The sequence below is a fragment of the Clostridium sp. FS41 genome, from assembly GCF_000954015.1.
GTDB classification, from domain to species: domain Bacteria; phylum Bacillota; class Clostridia; order Lachnospirales; family Lachnospiraceae; genus Enterocloster; species Enterocloster citroniae.
In genome coordinates, this window is sequence record NZ_JYHN01000061.1 from 306,886 (window position 1) to 324,688 (window position 17,803).

Annotated in this window: 17 protein-coding genes; 13 read left to right on the plus strand and 4 right to left on the minus strand. The window is 50.1% G+C overall.

Annotation, left to right across the window (positions count from 1 at the left end; all coding sequences use genetic code 11):
• Window positions 1-30: 30 nt before the first annotated feature.
• Window positions 31-381, plus strand: coding sequence for an arsenate reductase family protein (locus CLFS41_RS15980; protein WP_040415761.1), 351 nt, complete (start codon window positions 31-33; stop codon window positions 379-381).
• A 130-nt stretch (window positions 382-511) separates the two neighbouring features.
• Here the strand turns inward: CLFS41_RS15980 and pdaA are convergent, their stop codons facing one another.
• The 3 genes from pdaA to CLFS41_RS15995 all read right to left on the minus strand — a co-directional run bounded on the left by pdaA (window position 512) and on the right by CLFS41_RS15995 (window position 2,498).
• Entirely contained in the window at window positions 512-1,342 is an 831-nt protein-coding gene (gene pdaA, locus CLFS41_RS15985) for a delta-lactam-biosynthetic de-N-acetylase (RefSeq protein ID WP_007860947.1), read from the minus strand.
• A gap of 126 nt (window positions 1,343-1,468) precedes the next feature.
• Complete coding sequence (locus CLFS41_RS15990; RefSeq protein WP_007860946.1) at window positions 1,469-2,014, minus strand: GNAT family N-acetyltransferase; 546 nt, start codon at window positions 2,012-2,014, stop codon at window positions 1,469-1,471.
• A 61-nt stretch (window positions 2,015-2,075) separates the two neighbouring features.
• Window positions 2,076-2,498, minus strand: a complete 423-nt coding sequence (locus CLFS41_RS15995) for a DUF2000 domain-containing protein (RefSeq protein ID WP_007860938.1) — start codon at window positions 2,496-2,498, stop codon at window positions 2,076-2,078.
• Between the two features lie 377 nt (window positions 2,499-2,875).
• On the opposite strand from CLFS41_RS15995, the gene CLFS41_RS16005 reads away from it, so the two are divergent.
• Entirely contained in the window at window positions 2,876-3,415 is a 540-nt protein-coding gene (locus CLFS41_RS16005) for a Gfo/Idh/MocA family oxidoreductase (RefSeq protein WP_270279456.1), read from the plus strand.
• A gap of 174 nt (window positions 3,416-3,589) precedes the next feature.
• On the opposite strand, the gene CLFS41_RS16010 is transcribed toward CLFS41_RS16005, so the two are convergent.
• Window positions 3,590-4,615 (minus strand): LacI family DNA-binding transcriptional regulator, encoded by a 1,026-nt coding sequence (locus tag CLFS41_RS16010; RefSeq protein ID WP_007860937.1) that lies wholly within the window; start codon window positions 4,613-4,615, stop codon window positions 3,590-3,592.
• A gap of 402 nt (window positions 4,616-5,017) precedes the next feature.
• Here CLFS41_RS16010 and CLFS41_RS16015 point away from each other — a divergent pair, with 402 nt between their 5' ends.
• The 11 genes from CLFS41_RS16015 (at window position 5,018) to CLFS41_RS16065 (ending at window position 17,801) form a co-directional block, all read left to right on the plus strand.
• A complete protein-coding gene (locus tag CLFS41_RS16015; protein WP_045092821.1) occupies window positions 5,018-6,385 on the plus strand; it encodes an extracellular solute-binding protein in 1,368 nt (455 codons plus the stop codon).
• Between the two features lie 111 nt (window positions 6,386-6,496).
• On the plus strand, window positions 6,497-7,369 hold the full coding sequence (locus CLFS41_RS16020) for a sugar ABC transporter permease (protein WP_040415200.1): 873 nt from the start codon (window positions 6,497-6,499) through the stop codon (window positions 7,367-7,369).
• 12 nt (window positions 7,370-7,381) lie between these two features.
• Window positions 7,382-8,209, plus strand: coding sequence for a carbohydrate ABC transporter permease (locus CLFS41_RS16025; RefSeq protein ID WP_007860930.1), 828 nt, complete (start codon window positions 7,382-7,384; stop codon window positions 8,207-8,209).
• Between the two features lie 72 nt (window positions 8,210-8,281).
• On the plus strand, window positions 8,282-9,187 hold the full coding sequence (locus CLFS41_RS16030) for a nucleoside hydrolase (RefSeq protein ID WP_045092822.1): 906 nt from the start codon (window positions 8,282-8,284) through the stop codon (window positions 9,185-9,187).
• 49 nt (window positions 9,188-9,236) lie between these two features.
• A complete protein-coding gene (locus CLFS41_RS16035) occupies window positions 9,237-10,637 on the plus strand; it encodes an L-fucose/L-arabinose isomerase family protein (protein ID WP_045092823.1) in 1,401 nt (466 codons plus the stop codon).
• Between the two features lie 70 nt (window positions 10,638-10,707).
• Window positions 10,708-11,541, plus strand: a complete 834-nt coding sequence (locus CLFS41_RS16040) for a transketolase (RefSeq protein ID WP_045092824.1) — start codon at window positions 10,708-10,710, stop codon at window positions 11,539-11,541.
• On the plus strand, window positions 11,538-12,482 hold the full coding sequence (locus CLFS41_RS16045; RefSeq protein WP_045092825.1) for a transketolase C-terminal domain-containing protein: 945 nt from the start codon (window positions 11,538-11,540) through the stop codon (window positions 12,480-12,482). The genes CLFS41_RS16040 and CLFS41_RS16045 overlap by 4 nt, the downstream gene beginning before the upstream one ends.
• Window positions 12,483-12,486: 4 nt before the next feature.
• Window positions 12,487-13,986, plus strand: a complete 1,500-nt coding sequence (locus tag CLFS41_RS16050; RefSeq protein ID WP_007860925.1) for a glycerol kinase — start codon at window positions 12,487-12,489, stop codon at window positions 13,984-13,986.
• A 404-nt stretch (window positions 13,987-14,390) separates the two neighbouring features.
• Window positions 14,391-15,377 carry a LacI family DNA-binding transcriptional regulator gene (locus CLFS41_RS16055; RefSeq protein WP_045092826.1) on the plus strand — a complete coding sequence of 329 codons (987 nt, stop codon included), beginning with the start codon at window positions 14,391-14,393 and terminating at the stop codon, window positions 15,375-15,377.
• 72 nt (window positions 15,378-15,449) lie between these two features.
• Window positions 15,450-16,844, plus strand: coding sequence for an extracellular solute-binding protein (locus CLFS41_RS16060; protein ID WP_048929880.1), 1,395 nt, complete (start codon window positions 15,450-15,452; stop codon window positions 16,842-16,844).
• A 78-nt stretch (window positions 16,845-16,922) separates the two neighbouring features.
• Window positions 16,923-17,801, plus strand: coding sequence for a sugar ABC transporter permease (locus CLFS41_RS16065; RefSeq protein WP_007860922.1), 879 nt, complete (start codon window positions 16,923-16,925; stop codon window positions 17,799-17,801).
• Window positions 17,802-17,803: the final 2 nt, after the last annotated feature.

A 17,803-nucleotide genomic window follows, 5' to 3' on the forward strand; every position in this document is an offset into this window, starting at 1 on the left:
AATGCAAGAAAGGAACATGAGATCATGAATATGACCGTATTATGCTATAAGAAATGCAGTACATGCCAGAAGGCGTTAAAATGGCTGGATGCCAACGGGATCCAATACCAGGAGCGCCCCATCAAGGAAGAGCATCCAAGTGAGGCTGAGCTGAAAGCATGGTATGAGAAGAGCGGGTTGCCACTGAAGAAGTTCTTTAATACAAGCGGCAATCTTTATAAGGAAATGGCGCTTAAGGACAAACTTCCCCAGATGAGCGAGGAAGAGCAGCTGGCACTTCTGGCAACCGATGGAATGCTGGTCAAACGCCCTCTGGTGGTGGCGGATGATTTTGTACTCACCGGGTTTAAGGAAGGCGAGTGGAAGGAAAAGATGATGTAGGGACCAAAAACGGGCCGTCAAAGGAAGAGAAGATCCTTCCTCTGGCGGCTCTTTTTTGGAGAGTGTTTATTGTAATCAGTTTGAATGCGGAAATATCTGGGAAATCTGCGCCTGAGGCGCAAAGGTAATACTATTGGGCCGCCACCAGGTCATCCAGGGAACCGAAGCGGTAACCCATTTCCTCCCATTTGGTCAGAAGTTCATCCAGGATCTGGGCGTTGGTCTTGGAAGTACTGTGCAAAAGGACAACAGCGCCGGGGTGAATGCGTCCTAACAGCTTTTTAAATGCTTCCTCCTTGGAGGGCTGCTTATCTTCATACCAGTCAACATAGGCAAGACTCCAGAAAAATGTCCTGTATCCCATGTCGTTTGCCATTTTCAGGTTGCTCTCACTGTACTTGCCCTGGGGCGGGCGGTAGTATTTTTTCATGGGCTGGCCTGTGGTCTGCTGGAACAGGGTTTCCAGGTCATTTAACTCTTTTTCAAAGCTCTCCTTGGTGGAGATCTTAGACATATCCGGGTGGTGGAAGGTGTGGTTTCCCACGGTGTGGCCTTCCGCTACCATGCGCTTTACCAGATCCGGGCTGGTTTCCAAATAGTTGCCCACCAGGAAAAAGGTGGCGGGTACATTGTGCTTTTTTAACGCATCCAGGATCGTGGCAGTGTTGCCGTTTTCATAACCCGCATCAAAGGTGAGGTAGATCACCTTATCCTGGGTATTCTGGCAATAGTATGAATTAAACTGCTTCAGGTAATCTGCAGTGGCATTTCCCACAGGCGTCTGGCCCTCAACCGGAAAGCTTAAGCCCCAGTTCCCATCGGCCGATGCAGCCGCCGCCTCCGGGGTATTGGCATAGTTTGCGGTCTGGAGCCCCCTGTTGTACTCCACCACCTGGGCGGTGAGACGTCCGGCGCAGAATGCCAGGACAAATAGCAGGGTGGTCCGCAGCAGTTTTTTCATAGGGAGTCTTCTGAGTTTGTTTTTCATTCTGATCGGTTTCCATTTCAGAAGTGTTTAGTTAAGTATATCGGAATAGGGGATGTATCATTCCTGGAAAGGGAAATTAATATTTGGAAACCGTTACCCTCAGTGGGCAAGGGCGTGTGTGCCCTTGTCCACTGAGGGGATGATCCGTTTGTACATGATGCTGCGGGGAAGGGAGCCGTACTTCTGCGTGGTGGTTACAACCTTATAGCCCAGGTTCAGGAAATTGTTAAGACTGTAGGTGTTGTCCGGGTGAACAGTCCCCATGAGATGGCAGAAGGAGGTGGCGGACAGGTAAGTCTCGCCGTGGGCCATCAGGCCATACTGAAGGCGGCGGCCCCGAAACCGGGGCAGCACGGCCAGGGAATCCATGTAAGCCACGTTCAGGAGTTCCTTTTCATCCAGGTCCATATAGTGCCCCAGGCTGGTATCCGTAAGACCGGGATAATGAATAATAAAAAATGCGCCCACCTGTCCATCCTCCACTGCCTTAAAGACAATGCCCTTGGCGGGATCCTCTATGTGTTCCCTCACATACTCTTCGGTATCAATGCAATACCAATCCTTGTGTTCCAGAAGGGAATAGGCAAGGTTCATGATGCGAAAAATCTCCCCTGTATCCTCCGGTCCTGCTTTTAAAAATTCCACTGTGCGTACCTCCCTGGCGTTGATTATAATAAAAATATAGTATCATGCCACGCTGGATTTGTCATCTCAGCAGGGGAAGATTGCCGGTCAGTTTGTTTACCAGTTTCTTGCTTCCGCAGATTCCAATACCCAGATACTGGAATTCCTTTTCCTCTGCAAGGGAAGCCTTGCGGATAAATTCGTCATAGGTCTTACAGCTCTGGGCCACATCGGAAAAATCCACCACCATTAAATCAGAAAAATCCGGTTCATAAAGCTGCTCCCGGATCGTGCGGATCCGGTCCCTGTCCGCTTTCAGGATAGGTACGGGAAATTCAATGATCCCAAGATGTTCGTACCCGCTTTTATCCAGGACATCAGGTCCCACTGTTTCCGGCATATATTTTCCCAATGTAATGCCCATGATCCCCGCTGTATTTGCAATGATGCCAAGGGGAAGGTCCTGATCCATTACCATAACGCATTTTCTGTTCTGCATGTCCATGTGTGATTGCTCCTTTTTACTTTCAATAATAATGGTTTGTAATACGTAATGCTTCAAGGCATATGTTACCATGGGAACGAAAATGTTTCTTGCAGGATATGACACCTGGATGAGCGGCGAGATTTCTAGTAAGGCTCTTTCGTAGGGTTCTTTAGTAGGGTTCCAAGTAACTGGTCGACTTATTGATCGTCAGCCGGGCCTGAAGGATCTGACGCTTTTTTTCAGAACTGTCGGGAGCATCGATCCGCTGGAGAAGAATCTGAGATGCCGCCAGGCCCAGCTCATGGCAAGGCTGATAGATGGCGGTAATGCCGGGGGAGATGAGCTTGCACCATTCCCAATAAGAATCAACGACACATAATCCCATATCCTGGGGCGTGCATCTGCTTGACCAGATACTTATGATGATCCGCGAACCCATAGAATCTGTTTTTGCGCAGCTCACCTATGTAACGAATGAAGCGGTGGATGACGGATTTAAGATCCTGCTCCGTTTTGCGCCGAAAGAGGGAGAGGAGGAAGGGCTGTGTGTTCATGTGGAAGTGGGGACCAGCAACTTTATCTCTCTGCCGCGATGGTATATTCTGGGAGAAAATGGAAGCGCTGTCATTGACAACTGGAAAGTTGACGGAAAGATTGTAATGGTCTCCGATTGGGAAAAGCGGGATGCGGTTCCTGTTGTTACAGCGGCGGGGCTTACAAAGACCATGGCGCCGCGTACCAGCGAAACCGTAAAAGAATACCCTCTTCCAGTGGTCCATAGCGATGTGCGGGAGTTCTACCGCAATGTATTTAAGGCGATCCGGGGCGAGGAGGAATCCCTGATCAAGCATGAGGAGGTTATGAGAGTTATGCGGCTGATGGAGGCGGTTTTCCAGTCGGCATATACGAATCAGGCAGTAAAGCTGAGGATCTGATCAGGACAAAGAGATACTGAGAGGTATAAAAACACAGGCAGTGAGTCGGATATTGAGATGGGAACCTTTGGGTTCCCATCTATTTTGTTATGCCTAAAAAAGTGGATCAAAAAACATCCCTGTCAGAATAGTTAAGGCTGTAAAAACCTTGCTTCTAACAGGGATGTTTGGTCTCTATCCTTTAACGGTACGGATACTCTGGCGCTCTACCAGGGACGTGCGTATCTCAATGGTAAGGATCTCACGGCTGTTGCTGTTGATCTTTTCCAGGAGCCGTTTGACGGCCTGTACGCCCATCTGGTGCTTTGGCACATGCATGGTGGTGAGAGGGGGATCCATGAGTTCGCACATAGGCATGTCGTCAATGCCGATGATGGAGATGTCCTCGGGGATACGGTATCCCTTTTCCTTTAATGCGCGCATGGCGGATAAGGCAATGATGTCATTGTCGGCAAAGAACGCTGTGGGCATTACCGGGTCATGGCTCAGTATTTCCTTCATCTCACTGTAGGCGCCGTCCACGGTGGGAGTCAGCTTGTACTCGTGCTCCGTGGGAATGTGCAGCCCGTTTCTGCGAAGTTCCCTGTGGTATCCGTCTTTTCTCTCTGAAAAGTTATTGATATGGCATGCGGAATGGAGATATCCGATGTTGGTGTGGCCGCTGTGGATCAGCTGTTTGGTGGCGCATCCGGCAGCCTGTTTGTTATTGATCACAATGGTGTCCAGGGCGATCTCGTTAAACGCACTGTCTAACAGCACGGTGGGGCATCCCAGGGATGTGAATACGGAGGCGTCTGCCAGGGCCATCTCCGTGGCCAGCAGCAAAAGCCCCTTGCATTCTTTGGAATGGATCAGCGGCAGAGTGGTGGAGAGGTCGCTTCCTTCATTAAAATACGCAATCTGAAGATTGTATCCACTGCTCTTGCAGGACTGCTCTATGCCTTCGATCAGCTGTGAAAAGAAGGGGGTATCACCCACTACCTTTCCGTGCTTTTTAAATATGACAAAGTAAATGAAGTCAATGGTCTGTGGTTTATATCCGTAGGCGGGTGACAGGGAACCCAGTTCTATCATTTTGTCAAGAACCAGTTTCCTTGTGCTTTCGCTGATCCCAGGCTTGTTGTTTAAGACCATGGAAACAGTGGAGGGGGATATGCCCAGCAAATGTGCCAGATCTTTGGCTTTGATCGTCTTGTTCATGGGAAACTCCTATCTAGTGCTGCCCGGCACTCATATATTGCTCTGTGTCTTCTTAATATAGCATCATTATAAAAGATGTGGGGGGATTCGTCAATAGAAATTCAATAAAATTTAATAAATAATTGAATAAATTTAAATGGAGAAATTCAATCGAGAATGTTGGTGTACAAAGTTAACAAAAAAATATCACAATATTAATGCAATATATCCATTGAAAAATGGGTAAAATTGATATAAACTATCGATAAGTTCAATTAAAAAATTTAAAATTGAGAAAATATTGAAATAAAAGTCAAATTTAATTCAATTAAATTTAGTAAAAAATTTAACATTAATATGGAAAGTAATGAATGTAAGACAGATAATGTTAAAATTTTAATAAAAACAAAGGAGAAGAGAAGCATGAAAAAAAGATTATTGAGTTTATTGGTCTGTGCGGGGATGGTAGGCAGTATGCTGACAGGATGCGGCGGCTCAGGAGGAGCGTCAGGAGGAGCGTCAGGGGGAACCCAGGGAGGGACCACCCAGGCGGCTTCCGCCCAGGCTGGAACGGAGGCAGGCACCAAAGGACAGGAAGCTTCGGGGGAAGCGGTGGAACTGACCTTCTGGTCCATGGCCCAGAGAAAAGATTTTGAGGACAAGATCATTGCCGCATTTACAGAGAAGAATCCGCAGATCAAGATCACACCCACCTACTATTCAACAGACGATATCAAGGCAAACCTGAAGGTGGCGGCATCTTCGGGCACCTTACCGGATATGTGGTACAACTGGGGCGGGAGCCTGGCAAGTTATTATCCGGCCAACGGGCTTACATATGACTTTACGGAATACGCAAAGGAACACAATTGGGATGACAAATATCTGGCTTCCTCACTGGAACTGTGTACACTGGAAGGACAGCTCAGCGGCATTCCCCAGAGCGTTGCCATGATGAACCTGTGGTACAGGCAGGACATTTTTAAACAGTTTAACCTGGAGGTTCCAAAGACCTTTGAGGAGCTGGAAACAGTGTGTGAGACACTGAAAGCGGGCGGGGTTATTCCCTTTGCTACCGGCGGACAGTACGGATGGCACGTAATGAGATATATCCAGGACCTTTTGGAATATTACGGCGGAGCCGAGGAGCATGACGGACTGAACAATATGACCACTGACTGGGGAACATCCGAGGCAGTGACAAAGGCATTTGCTAAGTTTAAGGAGTGGACGGACAAGGGATATTTCAATGAAGGCTTCCTGACCGAGGATCCCAATGACTGCAGGATGTACCTGTACAACGGCACCTGTGCCATGATCATTGACAGTCCCACCATGGCTTCCCAGATCCTGAACGCGGAGCAGGATACCAGCTTATACAGCTTTTTTGCTTTTCCAACCGAATCCAACGGGGACGGAAGCGGACGTATGGCAGCCTATGTGAAGATGACCCAGGTAAATAAAAATGTAACTGACGCGCAGCTGGATGCAATTGTAAAATTCTGGGATTTTTATTACAGCGCGGATGAGAATCCTGAATTCTCTAATATTGAGCAGCCCATCGCCCTAAAGGGGGCTCAGCTTCCTGAGTCACTGGCCATTGCGGACGGCGTTATGGAACTGATGGATGCCTGCGGTATCTATACACAGATGGATCAGGCCCTGCCTGCCCAGGTGGCGGACCAGATGTTTGCGGCACAGGATAATGTGGTGATCGGAAACATGAAACCGGAAGAAGTGGGGGCAAGTGTGCAGACTGCCATCCAGTCTTATCTTGCAGAGAATCAGTAAAAGAGAGGTCAGGAGCTGTGCCTTATGTGCACTGTAAGGCACAGCCTCACCTTCAGGGGCGTGTTTGAAGACCCATTCCCGTCCCGGCTATGCATCAGAAGGAGGTATTCCTTGAAACAGAAAAAAATAGATATAAAGGCTTACTTGTTTTTGCTACCGGCATTTGTTATTTTCAGTTCCGTGGTGATCGTACCCACTTTGTATTCCTTTTACCTGAGTTTTTTTTCCTGGAATGGGATTGGGGAAAAGAAATTTGTGGCATTTAAGAATTATGTAAATCTGTTTACACTGGATCCGGTATTTATCACAGCTTTAAAGAACAACTTTATCTGGATCCTTCTGACCGTTCTTTTCACCGTGACCATGTCCCTGCTGCTGGCAGTGGTGTTAAACCGCTCTTTTAAGGGAAGGGTGGTATACAGGGCCATTTTCTATGTGCCCTATATGCTCTCATGGGTTGTGGTAGGCGTTATCTGGAAATGGATGTATAACCCCAATATGGGATTTATCAATGAATTCCTGAAAGTCATTGGCCTGGGAAACCTGAAGGTGGCCTGGCTCTCAGAGCCTAAGATCGCTCTTTACTGTGTATATTTTGCTGCTCTCTGGCAGGGGATCGGCCAGCCCATGATCCTTTTTCTGTCCGGGCTCCAGACCATTCCCGGGGATGTGCTGGAAGCGGCAACCATTGACGGGGCCGGCAAGGTGAAAGCCTTTATCCATATTACGGTTCCCATGCTGAAAGAGACATTTGTTGTTGTTTTTGCAACATTGATTATAGCAGCCATGAAAGTGTACGATATCATCAAGGTAATGACAGGCGGCGGGCCGGGAAATGCCACGGAGACCCTGGCAACCTACATGTATTCCCAGACGTTTATGTACAACAACTTCGGCAAGGGCAGCGCCATTGCCAGCGCCATGTTCCTGATGATGATCTTTATCATTGTGCCATATGTGATCTACACTGCCAAGGAAGACTAAGGGGGAACGGGAATGAAGAAGAAAAGAAAGCAAATCATTTTTTATATTCTGCTTACATTGCTGGCCCTGCTCTGGATGGCTCCCGTGGTCACTGTGTTTATCACAGCCCTAAAGTCACAGGGGGATTTCTATTCCGGGAACAGCCTGTTTTCCCTGCCGGACCAGTTAAAGTGGTCCAATTTCACAGATGCTTGGACCAAGGGACGGCTGGGCACCTACATGAAGAACGGCCTTATCATCTGCCTGTTGAAGGTCCCTCTGGGCATTCTGGTGGAATCCCTGGCTGCATTTGCGATCACACGTCTGAACATTAAACACAAGACAGCCATCTTTGTATTTTTCCTTCTGGGCATGATGCTGCCTCATCAGATGGCCCTGATCCCATTAAACCGTGCATTTTCCAATTACAATCTGATCAACAACTATGCGGGCCTGTTTGTGGTGTACACGGGGTTTGGTATCGGGTACGGCATACTGGTGCTGAGAGGATTTATGAGGTCCATTCCAAAGGACCTGGACGAAGCCGCTTACATAGACGGATGCGGTAAGCTGCGTTTGTACTATAATATCATACTTCCCATTACAAAGCCTGCCATTGCAACCGTATTTATCGTGGATTTCCTGAATACATGGAACGAATTCCTGTTACAGAGTATTTTGATCACCAGCGATTCACTGAGGACAGTGCCCAATGGCCTGATGAGCTTTATTGGGGAGTATGGAACGGATTACGGCCTGCTGAACGCAGGCGTGCTGATTTCCATCGTACCTGTGCTGGTGGTATACCTGTCCTTCCAGAAATACTTTGTGGAAGGAATGGCCGGAGCGGTAAAACAATAGGAGCCGGAAGACGGAAGCCCGGCCAACAGGAGATGCAAAGCATTAAAAAACAAACATGAAAAGGAGAATATTATGGTTTATAACAATTATCATTTCAGGATACCCGAGGGTAAGATGGTCAGGCTGATCGTGAATACAGATGCCAAGAATGAGGCGGATGACCAGTATGCCATTGTCCATGCGCTGCTCAGCCCCAAGTTTGACAACCGGGGGATCATTGCCGCCCATTTCGGCAATGAGAAAAGTCCCCACAGCATGGAGGACAGCTATGACGAGGTCCTGAAAATGCTGGATCTCATGGATTTTCCAAGGGATCTGGCATACAAAGGGGCGGACCGCCGGCTGCCGGATGAGAAGACGCCTGTGGAATCCCAGGGGGCAAGGCTGATCATTGAGGAAGCCATGAAGGAGTCGGACATGCCGCTGTACGTGATCTTTCTGGGACCCCTTACGGATATGGCGTCCGCTTATCTGATGGAGCCCAGGATCGCGGGGCGCCTTACCTGTATCTGGATCGGAGGAGGCAAATATCCGGAAGGCGGGTATGAATACAATCTGAACAATGATATCAGATCAGCCCGGGTGGTGATGAACTCAGATATGCCTGTATGGCAGATTCCCAGAAATGTATACAGCCAGGTAATTGTTTCTTTGGCGGAGCTGGAGTACAAGGTCCGTCCCTGCGGGGAGCTGGGCAGGTATCTGTTTGACCAGCTGGAAGAGCATGGGCACACATCCTTTGCCAGGGCAACCACAAGGACCGGGGAATACTGGTGCCTGGGAGACTCGCCGGCAGTGGGGGTACTGCTGTTTGCCCATATGTTTGATTATGACTGGGTCCAGGCGCCCCTGATCACGGACAATATGACCTATGCAAAGAACAGCCAGAACCGCCCCATCCGGGTGTACAACCGTGTGGATCACAGGTTTATTCTGGAAGATTTCTATGCAAAACTGGCGCTGTTTACAAATAAGTAACAGTTACAAATAATCCATTAAATAATCCATGACAATGAGGTGAGACAGGATGAATAGTATAAAAATCGGATTTGCACCCACCAGAAGAAGCATTTTCAGCGCGCCGGATGCGATCAAGTATGCAGGGCTTACCAGAAAACGCCTGGAGGAGCTGGGAGTAGAGTTCGTGGATATCACGGATATCAATGGGGAGGGACTGCTCTATGACGAGGGGGACCGGCTGAAAATAGAGGAAAAGTTTCGCAGGGAAGGGATTGACGGACTGTTTTTCCCGCACTGTAATTTCGGCACCGAGTATGTGGTGGCCAGAATGGCCCGGGATCTAAACGTTCCCGTCCTTCTCTGGGGGCCGAGGGATGAGCGGCCGGATGAAAACGGGATCCGCCTCAGGGACAGCCAGTGCGGCCTGTTTGCCACAGGAAAGGTGCTGCGCAGATTCCGGGTGCCCTTTACCTATATGACCAACTGCCGCCTGGAGGATGCCGAGTTTGAGCGGGGAATCAGGGATTTCCTGGCTGTCTGTAATGTGGTCAGGGTGTTCAGGAACACCAGGATCCTCCAGATCGCTCCCAGGCCCTTTGACTTCTGGTCCACCATGTGCAACGAGGGGGAACTTCTGGAAAAATTCAATATCCAGCTGGCGCCCATTCCCATGCCCGAGCTTACGGCTCAGGTGAAGCTGGCCAAAGAGGAGGGCAGAGAAGTAAAGCGTGTGATGGAATACTGCCGCCAGACCATGGATGTGAAGGTCAAGGAGGAGGAACTGGAAAATATAGCCGCCATGAAGGTGGCCATGAAACGCCTTGCGGTAAAATACGGCTGCAATGCAGTGGCCATCCAGTGCTGGAATGCCCTTCAGGGCGAGCTGGGCATCATGCCCTGCGCGGCCAATTCCCTGTTAAACGAGGAGGGGCTGCCGGTGGTGTGCGAGACGGACATACACGGCGCCATCACGGCGGTTATGGTGGAGGCGGCTGCCATGGACGGGACCAGAGGGTTCTTTGCCGACTGGACCGTGCGCCATCCGGACAATGAAAACGGGGAACTGCTTCAGCACTGTGGTCCCTGGCCCATTTCCGTGGCCCAGGAAAAGCCGGTGATCGGATATCCGCTGGCATTTGACCATCCGGGAGCAGTGGAGGCCCTGGCCAAATACGGGGATGTGACGCTGGCCAGATTTGACGGGGACAACGGCGAGTATTCCATGCTCATGGGAAATGCAAAGGGGATCGAAGGCCCCTACACAAAGGGCACCTACCTGTGGGTGGAGGTGGAAAACTTAAAACGTCTGGAGGATAAGCTGGTATGCGGTCCCTATATCCACCACTGTGTGGGAATCCATAAAAAGGTGGTCCCGGTGCTCTATGAGGCATGTAAGTATATCGGTGTGAAACCGGATCTGTATGACCCGATCGAGGAAGAGGTAAAGGCGTATATCCGAGGGGAATAAGGTTGGAACACAAAGCCCGTCCTGACGGAAAGCAATTTTCAAACACGCTCTAATACAGGAGGTATGATAGATGGATGATTTATCAGTAATGGCTTATGAAATGCGAAAGGATGTGCTGGATATGATCTGCCGGGCCGGGACCGGACATATCGGAGGCGATTTCAGCGTGATGGAGATCCTGACAGACCTGTATTTCAGGCAGATGAACATTTCGCCGGAGCTTATGGATGACCGGGACAGGGATCGTTTTGTCCTGAGCAAAGGGCATTCCGTGGAAAGCTATTATGCGGTTCTGGCCAGAAAAGGATTTTTTGACATAGAGGAGGTAAAAGCCAGGTTCTCGGCTTTTAATTCCCCGTACATAGGCCATCCAAACAATAAGCTTCCAGGCATTGAAATGAACTCCGGTTCCCTGGGCCACGGGCTACCTGTCTGCGTGGGCATGGCCCTGGCAGGGAAAATGGATCAGAGGGACTACCGGGTGTACACGGTGATGGGGGACGGTGAACTGGCGGAAGGCTCCGTGTGGGAAGGCGTGATGGCGGCATCCCATTATAAACTGGATAACCTGTGCGCTGTAGTGGATCGAAACCGGCTCCAGATATCCGGCCCCACCGAGGAGATCATGCACCATGATGACCTGGGACAGCGGTTTTCCAGCTTTGGCTGGCATGTGGTGACAGCTGACGGGAATGATATCCCCTCCCTGGACCGGGCCTTTGGAGAAGCCAGGCAGCAGAAAGGACAGCCCACGGTTGTGATCGCCAACACCATCAAGGGATGCGGGGTGTCCTTTATGGAGAACCAGGCGGGCTGGCACCACCGGGTGCCTACGGATGAGGAGCATCAGGCAGCTGTGAGGGAACTGGATGAAAAGGTGAAAGGAGGCGGAATCTGTATATGAATAAGGTTGCAAACCGTCAAGTGATATGCCAGGTTCTCTGTGAGGAAGCAAAAAAAGACAGGGATATCGTGGTATTGTGCAGTGATTCAAGAGGTTCGGCTTCCCTGGCGCCTTTTGCAAAGGAATACCCCAACCAGTTTGTGGAGACAGGGATCGCGGAACAGGATCTGGTGGGGATCGCAGCAGGGCTGGCAAGGAGTGGGAAAAAGTCCTTTGCAGCGTCACCGGCCTGTTTTCTCTCCACCAGGAGCCTGGAGCAGGCAAAGGTGGACGTGGCATATTCCAATACCAATGTAAAGCTCATAGGCATCAGCGGAGGCATCAGTTATGGAGCGTTGGGGATGAGCCATCACTCTGCCCAGGATATTGCGGGAATGTCGTCCATCCCCAATATGAGGGTGTACCTGCCCAGCGACCGCCACCAGACAGCCTGCCTTGTGAAGGCGCTGCTAAAGGATGAGAAGCCTGCCTATATACGGGTGGGCAGGAATGCGGTGGAGGATGTGTATGAGGAGGGAAAGGTTCCCTTTGTGATGGACCGGGCTAATGTGCTGAACCGGCAGGAACAGGGGGCGGATGTACTGATCGTGGCCTGCGGTGAAATGGTGCGTCCTTCCCTGGATGCGGTTTCCTGTCTGGCAGAGGAGGGAATCCGGGCAGAGGTGATTGACATGTACTGTGTAAAACCCCTTGACACATCCACCCTCTTAAAAGAGGCAGGAAAAGCCCGGGCAGTGGTGACAGTGGAAGAGCACTCGCCCTTTGGCGGCCTTGGCTCCATGGTAAGCCAGGCAGTGGCAGGCCATTGCCCTAAAAAGGTGATAAACCTGTCCCTGCCGGACAGTCCGGTGGTGTCCGGAACATCCAGGGAAGTTTTTGATTATTACGGACTGAATGCAGCGGGGATCACGGCTGCGGCAAAGGAAGCGCTTGAGAGGTAATGGAATGGAACATGAAACAAAGTATATGCTTTCCGTGGACCAGAGCACCCAGGGAACCAAGGCACTGATATTTGACCGGTCAGGGAAGATGATCCAAAGGCATGACATCCAGCACCGCCAGATCGTGGACGGGAACGGATGGGTGGAGCACGATCTGGAGGAAATCTGGGAAAATACAAAGGCGGCTGTGAAATGGGTGATGGAAGAGGCCGGGATTTTGCCGGGACAGATCGTTGGACTGGGGATCAGCAACCAGAGGGAGACGGTAGCTGCCTGGAACCGGAAAACGGGCAAGCCCATTTTCCACGGAATTGTATGGCAGTGTCCCCGGGGGGAACAGATCTGCGAAGGGGTCAAGGCACAGGGGTATTCCGCAATGATCAAAGACCGGACCGGATTGGAGCTGTCCCCTTATTTTTCAGCCAGCAAGCTGGCATGGATCTTTCAAAATGTACCGGAAGCAGGTCCTTTGGCGGAAAAGGGGGACCTGTGCTGCGGGACTATAGATTCCTGGCTGGTTTTTAAACTCACCCAGGGGGCTGAGTTTAAAACAGATTACTCAAACGCATCCAGGACCCAGCTTTTAAACCTTTGCTCCCTCACATGGGACAGGGAGATCTGCCGTATATTCGGCATCCCTGTGTCATGCCTGCCTAAAATCTGTGATTCAGACGCCATATTCGGAAAGACCCGCATGGAGGGGCTGTTTGATGAGGCGATCCCCATCAGCTGCGTCATGGGGGATTCCCACGGCGCCTTATTCGGCCAGGGATGCCTTGAGCCGGGAATGGCCAAAGCCACATACGGAACAGGTTCATCGGTTATGATGAATGTAGGTGATGCACCTGTGTTCAGCAATCAGGGTCTGGCTGCATCATTGGCCTGGTCCAGGGGAGGGAAGGTCCAGTACGTGCTGGAGGGCAATATCAATTACACAGGGGCTGTCATTACCTGGCTGCAGAAGCAGCTGGGGCTGATTGAACATGCCTCTGAAACGGAAGGTCTGGCCCTTAAGGCAAATCCCAGGGACAGGACGTATATTGTCCCTGCATTCACAGGACTGGGGGCTCCGTATTACAACAGCGATGCCACGGCCCTGATTACCGGGGTTACACGGATGACGGGAAAACCCGAGCTGGTAAAAGCCGCCCTGGACTGCATCGCCTACCAGATCCAGGATGTGCTGGTATTAATGGACCGGGAGTTTGGAAAAGGAACCGGCAGAGGCATTGCCGCCCTGAGAGTGGACGGCGGTCCTACGAGAAACCGGTATCTGATGCAGTTCCAGTCAGATGTTCTGGGAATACCGGTGGAGGTGCCTGGGGATGAGGAGCTTTCCGGCATTGGTGTGGCCTATATGGCCGGGATCCGGTTGGGCTTCTATGACATTACAGACCTGTTTGGGGATTCCGGAAGAGAGCGCTATGTTCCCCGGATGGACCAGGAGGTAAGGCGGGAAAAGATATTGGGGTGGAAGAAGGCCGTGGAGCGGACGGTGCTTTGACGGGGCTCAATGGTTAGTAAGAATGAATGGTTAGTGAGAATAAGTGGTGATTTAAACTGCACGATTTAGTGATGATCGTGCAGTTGTTTTTTGTATTGGATCCTATTTACACATAGCCGGAGAAATAACCGGAAAAATATCATATAAATTATTTTACACATATCTTGAAAAGTAAAATAATTGTGATATAATTATATGGAAAATATGTGGATAATCCGGTGAAACCACCTGCATTTCCCTGGTAAAGAGATAATTATCTCTAAATTTACGGATAAATCCATATAAAACACTTGACAATACGGATGAAATAAAATATAATTATCTCATAAATTTAAAATAATTATACGCAAATATGGAGATAATTATTTTAGATAACATCCCGTATTGTTCTATAAGGAGGAAAAATGAGCAATATTAAGGATGTAGCAAAGCTGGCCGGTGTGTCAGTGCCGACCGTTTACAAAGTATTTAGCAGTAATCAATATGCAAGTCCTACAGTAGAAGAAAAGGTGATGAAAGCAGCCAGGGAATTGGGATATGTCCACAAGGCGGCGCAGAAAGGAAATACGGAGAAAACCATAGCGGTCATCATTGATGATATTACCAATCCCTTTTACGGCGCCATGGTCAATGAGATCAGAAAGGGCCTGAACCGGTACGGACATCATCTGATCACCATATCCAATGCGGAAAGCTGGGAGCAGGAGGGGAAGGATATACAGGCGCTGATGGAATGTAGGGCGGACGCCCTGATCTTTGTTCCTGCCCTGGGAGAACCACAGCAGGCCGTGAACCGGCTGATCGCCCAGAACTATCCGCTGCTCCAGCTGTTTCGGCCCTTGTATCCGGATATTGATACCATACTCATCGATGATGAGCTGGGAGCATATCTGGCAGTGAAACATCTGCTCCAGAGCGGACACAGGAGGATCATGCTGATCACCCGTTCCAACCCCCTTTTGGTCAAACGCGAGGAGGGATATGCCAGGGCATATCAGGAATTGGGTATCCCCATGGATGAACAGTGTATCTGCCTTATGACTTATGTGGATAATATTAAGGAAATGCTGAAAACCAGGATACGGGAGATCGAACCCACGGCGATCCTGTCAGTGGGGGAGCGGCTCAGTGTGAGTACGGTCCAGGCCCTGCGTGAGATGAACCGCAAGGTTCCTGATGACGTAAGCCTCATTGTCTATGATGACCTGGCCTGGACCGCGGCATTTGACATCAGCGCCGTGTCCCACTCCTTTGAGGCCATTGGAAACCTTGCGTCCGAGCTGATCATGGAACGGCTCAAAGAGTCGGACACAGGGGAGCGCAAGCCCCCGGCAAGGCTGGTTCTGGATCCAAAGCTGGTGACACGCAATTCAGTAAAAATACTTCTATAATGATACTTTTAAAAATACTTCTATGAAGGTACTTCTGTAGGATACATGCAAAGAGGAAGGGAAGGATCAGACATGAAAAAAAGATGGGGGATATTACTGGGAATAACAGGTATGGCGATGGCAGCGCTGCTTACGGGCTGCAAAGGAACAGGGGAGGCCAAGGCTCCCGGGGGAGCCGGGGGAGAGACCTCTGTGGAAACTTCTGCGGCAGGACTGTCGGGGGATAAGACAGGAGATGCGGCAGCGGGCGCGGCAGGGGAAGGGCAGATCACATTTACATTTGCCGAGCATGTGGCAAACATTGAACAGCAGGCTCCCCAGGTTTACGGGGTGGTGCAGGAGTATATGAAGCTGCATCCCAATGTGACCATTGAACTGACCGGGGCCAGTGCGGATGACCTGACAAGAAACATCCAGATGGCTGCCCAGAGCAACACGCTGCCGGACCTGTTCTGGATCCGCCAGCCCGTGGCTGTGGAGATGGCAAAAGCCGGATATCTGGCAGACCTGTCCGAGGATATTTTAAATGACCGGGAACTGACGGACACGTTTCTTCCTCATGTCCTGGATTCCCTGAAGATTGACGGAAAGCTCTATGGGATACCATGTGAGCTGCAGTCCAATGGCTTTTGGGTCAACAAGGCCATTTTGGACCAATACGGCCTTGAGATGCCTGTTACCTATGAGGATTTCATCTCATGCTGCACTGTACTAAAAGAAAATGGCATCATTCCCGTGGCACAGGGAGGAAAGGACGTGTTTACTGCCTGGGCCTGGGAAAACGCCCATTGCAGATATGGTTTCTATGACCATATTGACGGAATTATCGCGGGCACGGACAAGTGGAGCAATCCGGATTATCTGAAATTTTACCAGAAGCTTTCCGATATGAGGGATGCGGGCGTGTTTTCTGAGAATGCTAAGAATACGGATTATGCCCTGTCCGTGGAACAGTTTTTGTCAGGGCAGGCAGCCATGCTCAATTCCGGTGTCTGGGACACCAAAAAATTTGATCAGAGCGATCTGGCAAAGGATATCTATTACTGGTGGGGACCAACCTTTGAGGATGGAGTGGGGGAACAGGAGGTTTCCATGAAAGCGCCTGCCCATCCATACGTGGTATCTGCGCGCCTTAAGGAGGAGGAACCTGAAAAGTATGCGGCTGTGATCGATTTCCTTAAATTCTATTATGGCAAACAGGGAACGGAGATCATTGCAAAGGATAACCAGAGTATTCCGGTTACACGTTATGAGGGGGAGATCGATGCAGAGACATACCCTGTTTTTGCAAGGGTGATCACAATGATGAATGATGACTGGGAGAGCCCGGCAGTGTGTCCGGATATGTATATCTCAGGCCAGATCATCAACCAGTACAGGGAAAGCATCTGCGGTGTGATTAATGGGATCTATACGCCTCGGGAGGCAGTGGATTATCTGGACGGGATACAGGCAACCATTCAGTAATACACGGCAATTGAGAAACAAGGGACAGGAACGGGCCGCCAGAACAATCTGGCGGCTCTGTTAAGAAAGGACAAGATTATGCGCTGGCTCAGCAAAAAGCAATCATTTGTGATTCTTCTGGCGCCGACCCTGATTCTGTTTACGCTGTTTGTGGTGGTTCCGGTTGGGATTGCATGTTACTACAGCTTTACGAATTTTACAGGGATCGGTTCTCCCACATTTGTAGGTCTTAGTAATTATATGACTCTTTTTAAGGATAAAGTGTTTTTCCTTGCACTTAAAAATACCGGAATCGTTCTTGGTGTGTCTGCTGTCACGGTCATACCGCTGTCATTTTTGCTGGCACTATTGCTGGACCGCGCCTTTCCCGGCACAAAACTGGCAAAAGCCCTGAACTTTTCACCCAATATCATTGCGCCGATCCTGGTGGGGCTGATCTGGGTCTTTATCCTGGACCCCGGCATGGGACTGGTCAATGCCCTGCTGCGCCAGCTTGGCATGGTTTCCTTACAGCCTGAATGGATCGGGGGCAGGACGCTCACCCCTTATTCCGTGGCATTTGTCTATCTGTGGAAGGTGCTTGGATATAATGCTACGATATTTATGGCGGCGTTTAAGATGATCCCCGGCGATATCTATGAAGCGGCCAGTATTGACGGGGCGGGAGGAGCGAAGAAGCTGTGGTATATTACCATCCCCATGATAAAGCCCACCCTGCTGATCGTGACCATCCTGCTGATCACAGGCGTGTTTAAGATATTTGAAATCGTAGTGCAGCTCACCGCAGGCGGACCGAACCATTTATCCGAGCTTCTTGTTACGTATATGTATTACATGACATTCCAGTCCACCAAATACGGCTATGGCATGAGCATTGCCATTGTGACCTTCCTGCTCACAGCGGTGTTTGCCGTTATCTATATTGGTGTGACCAGAGAAAGGATAGGGGAGGAATAGAC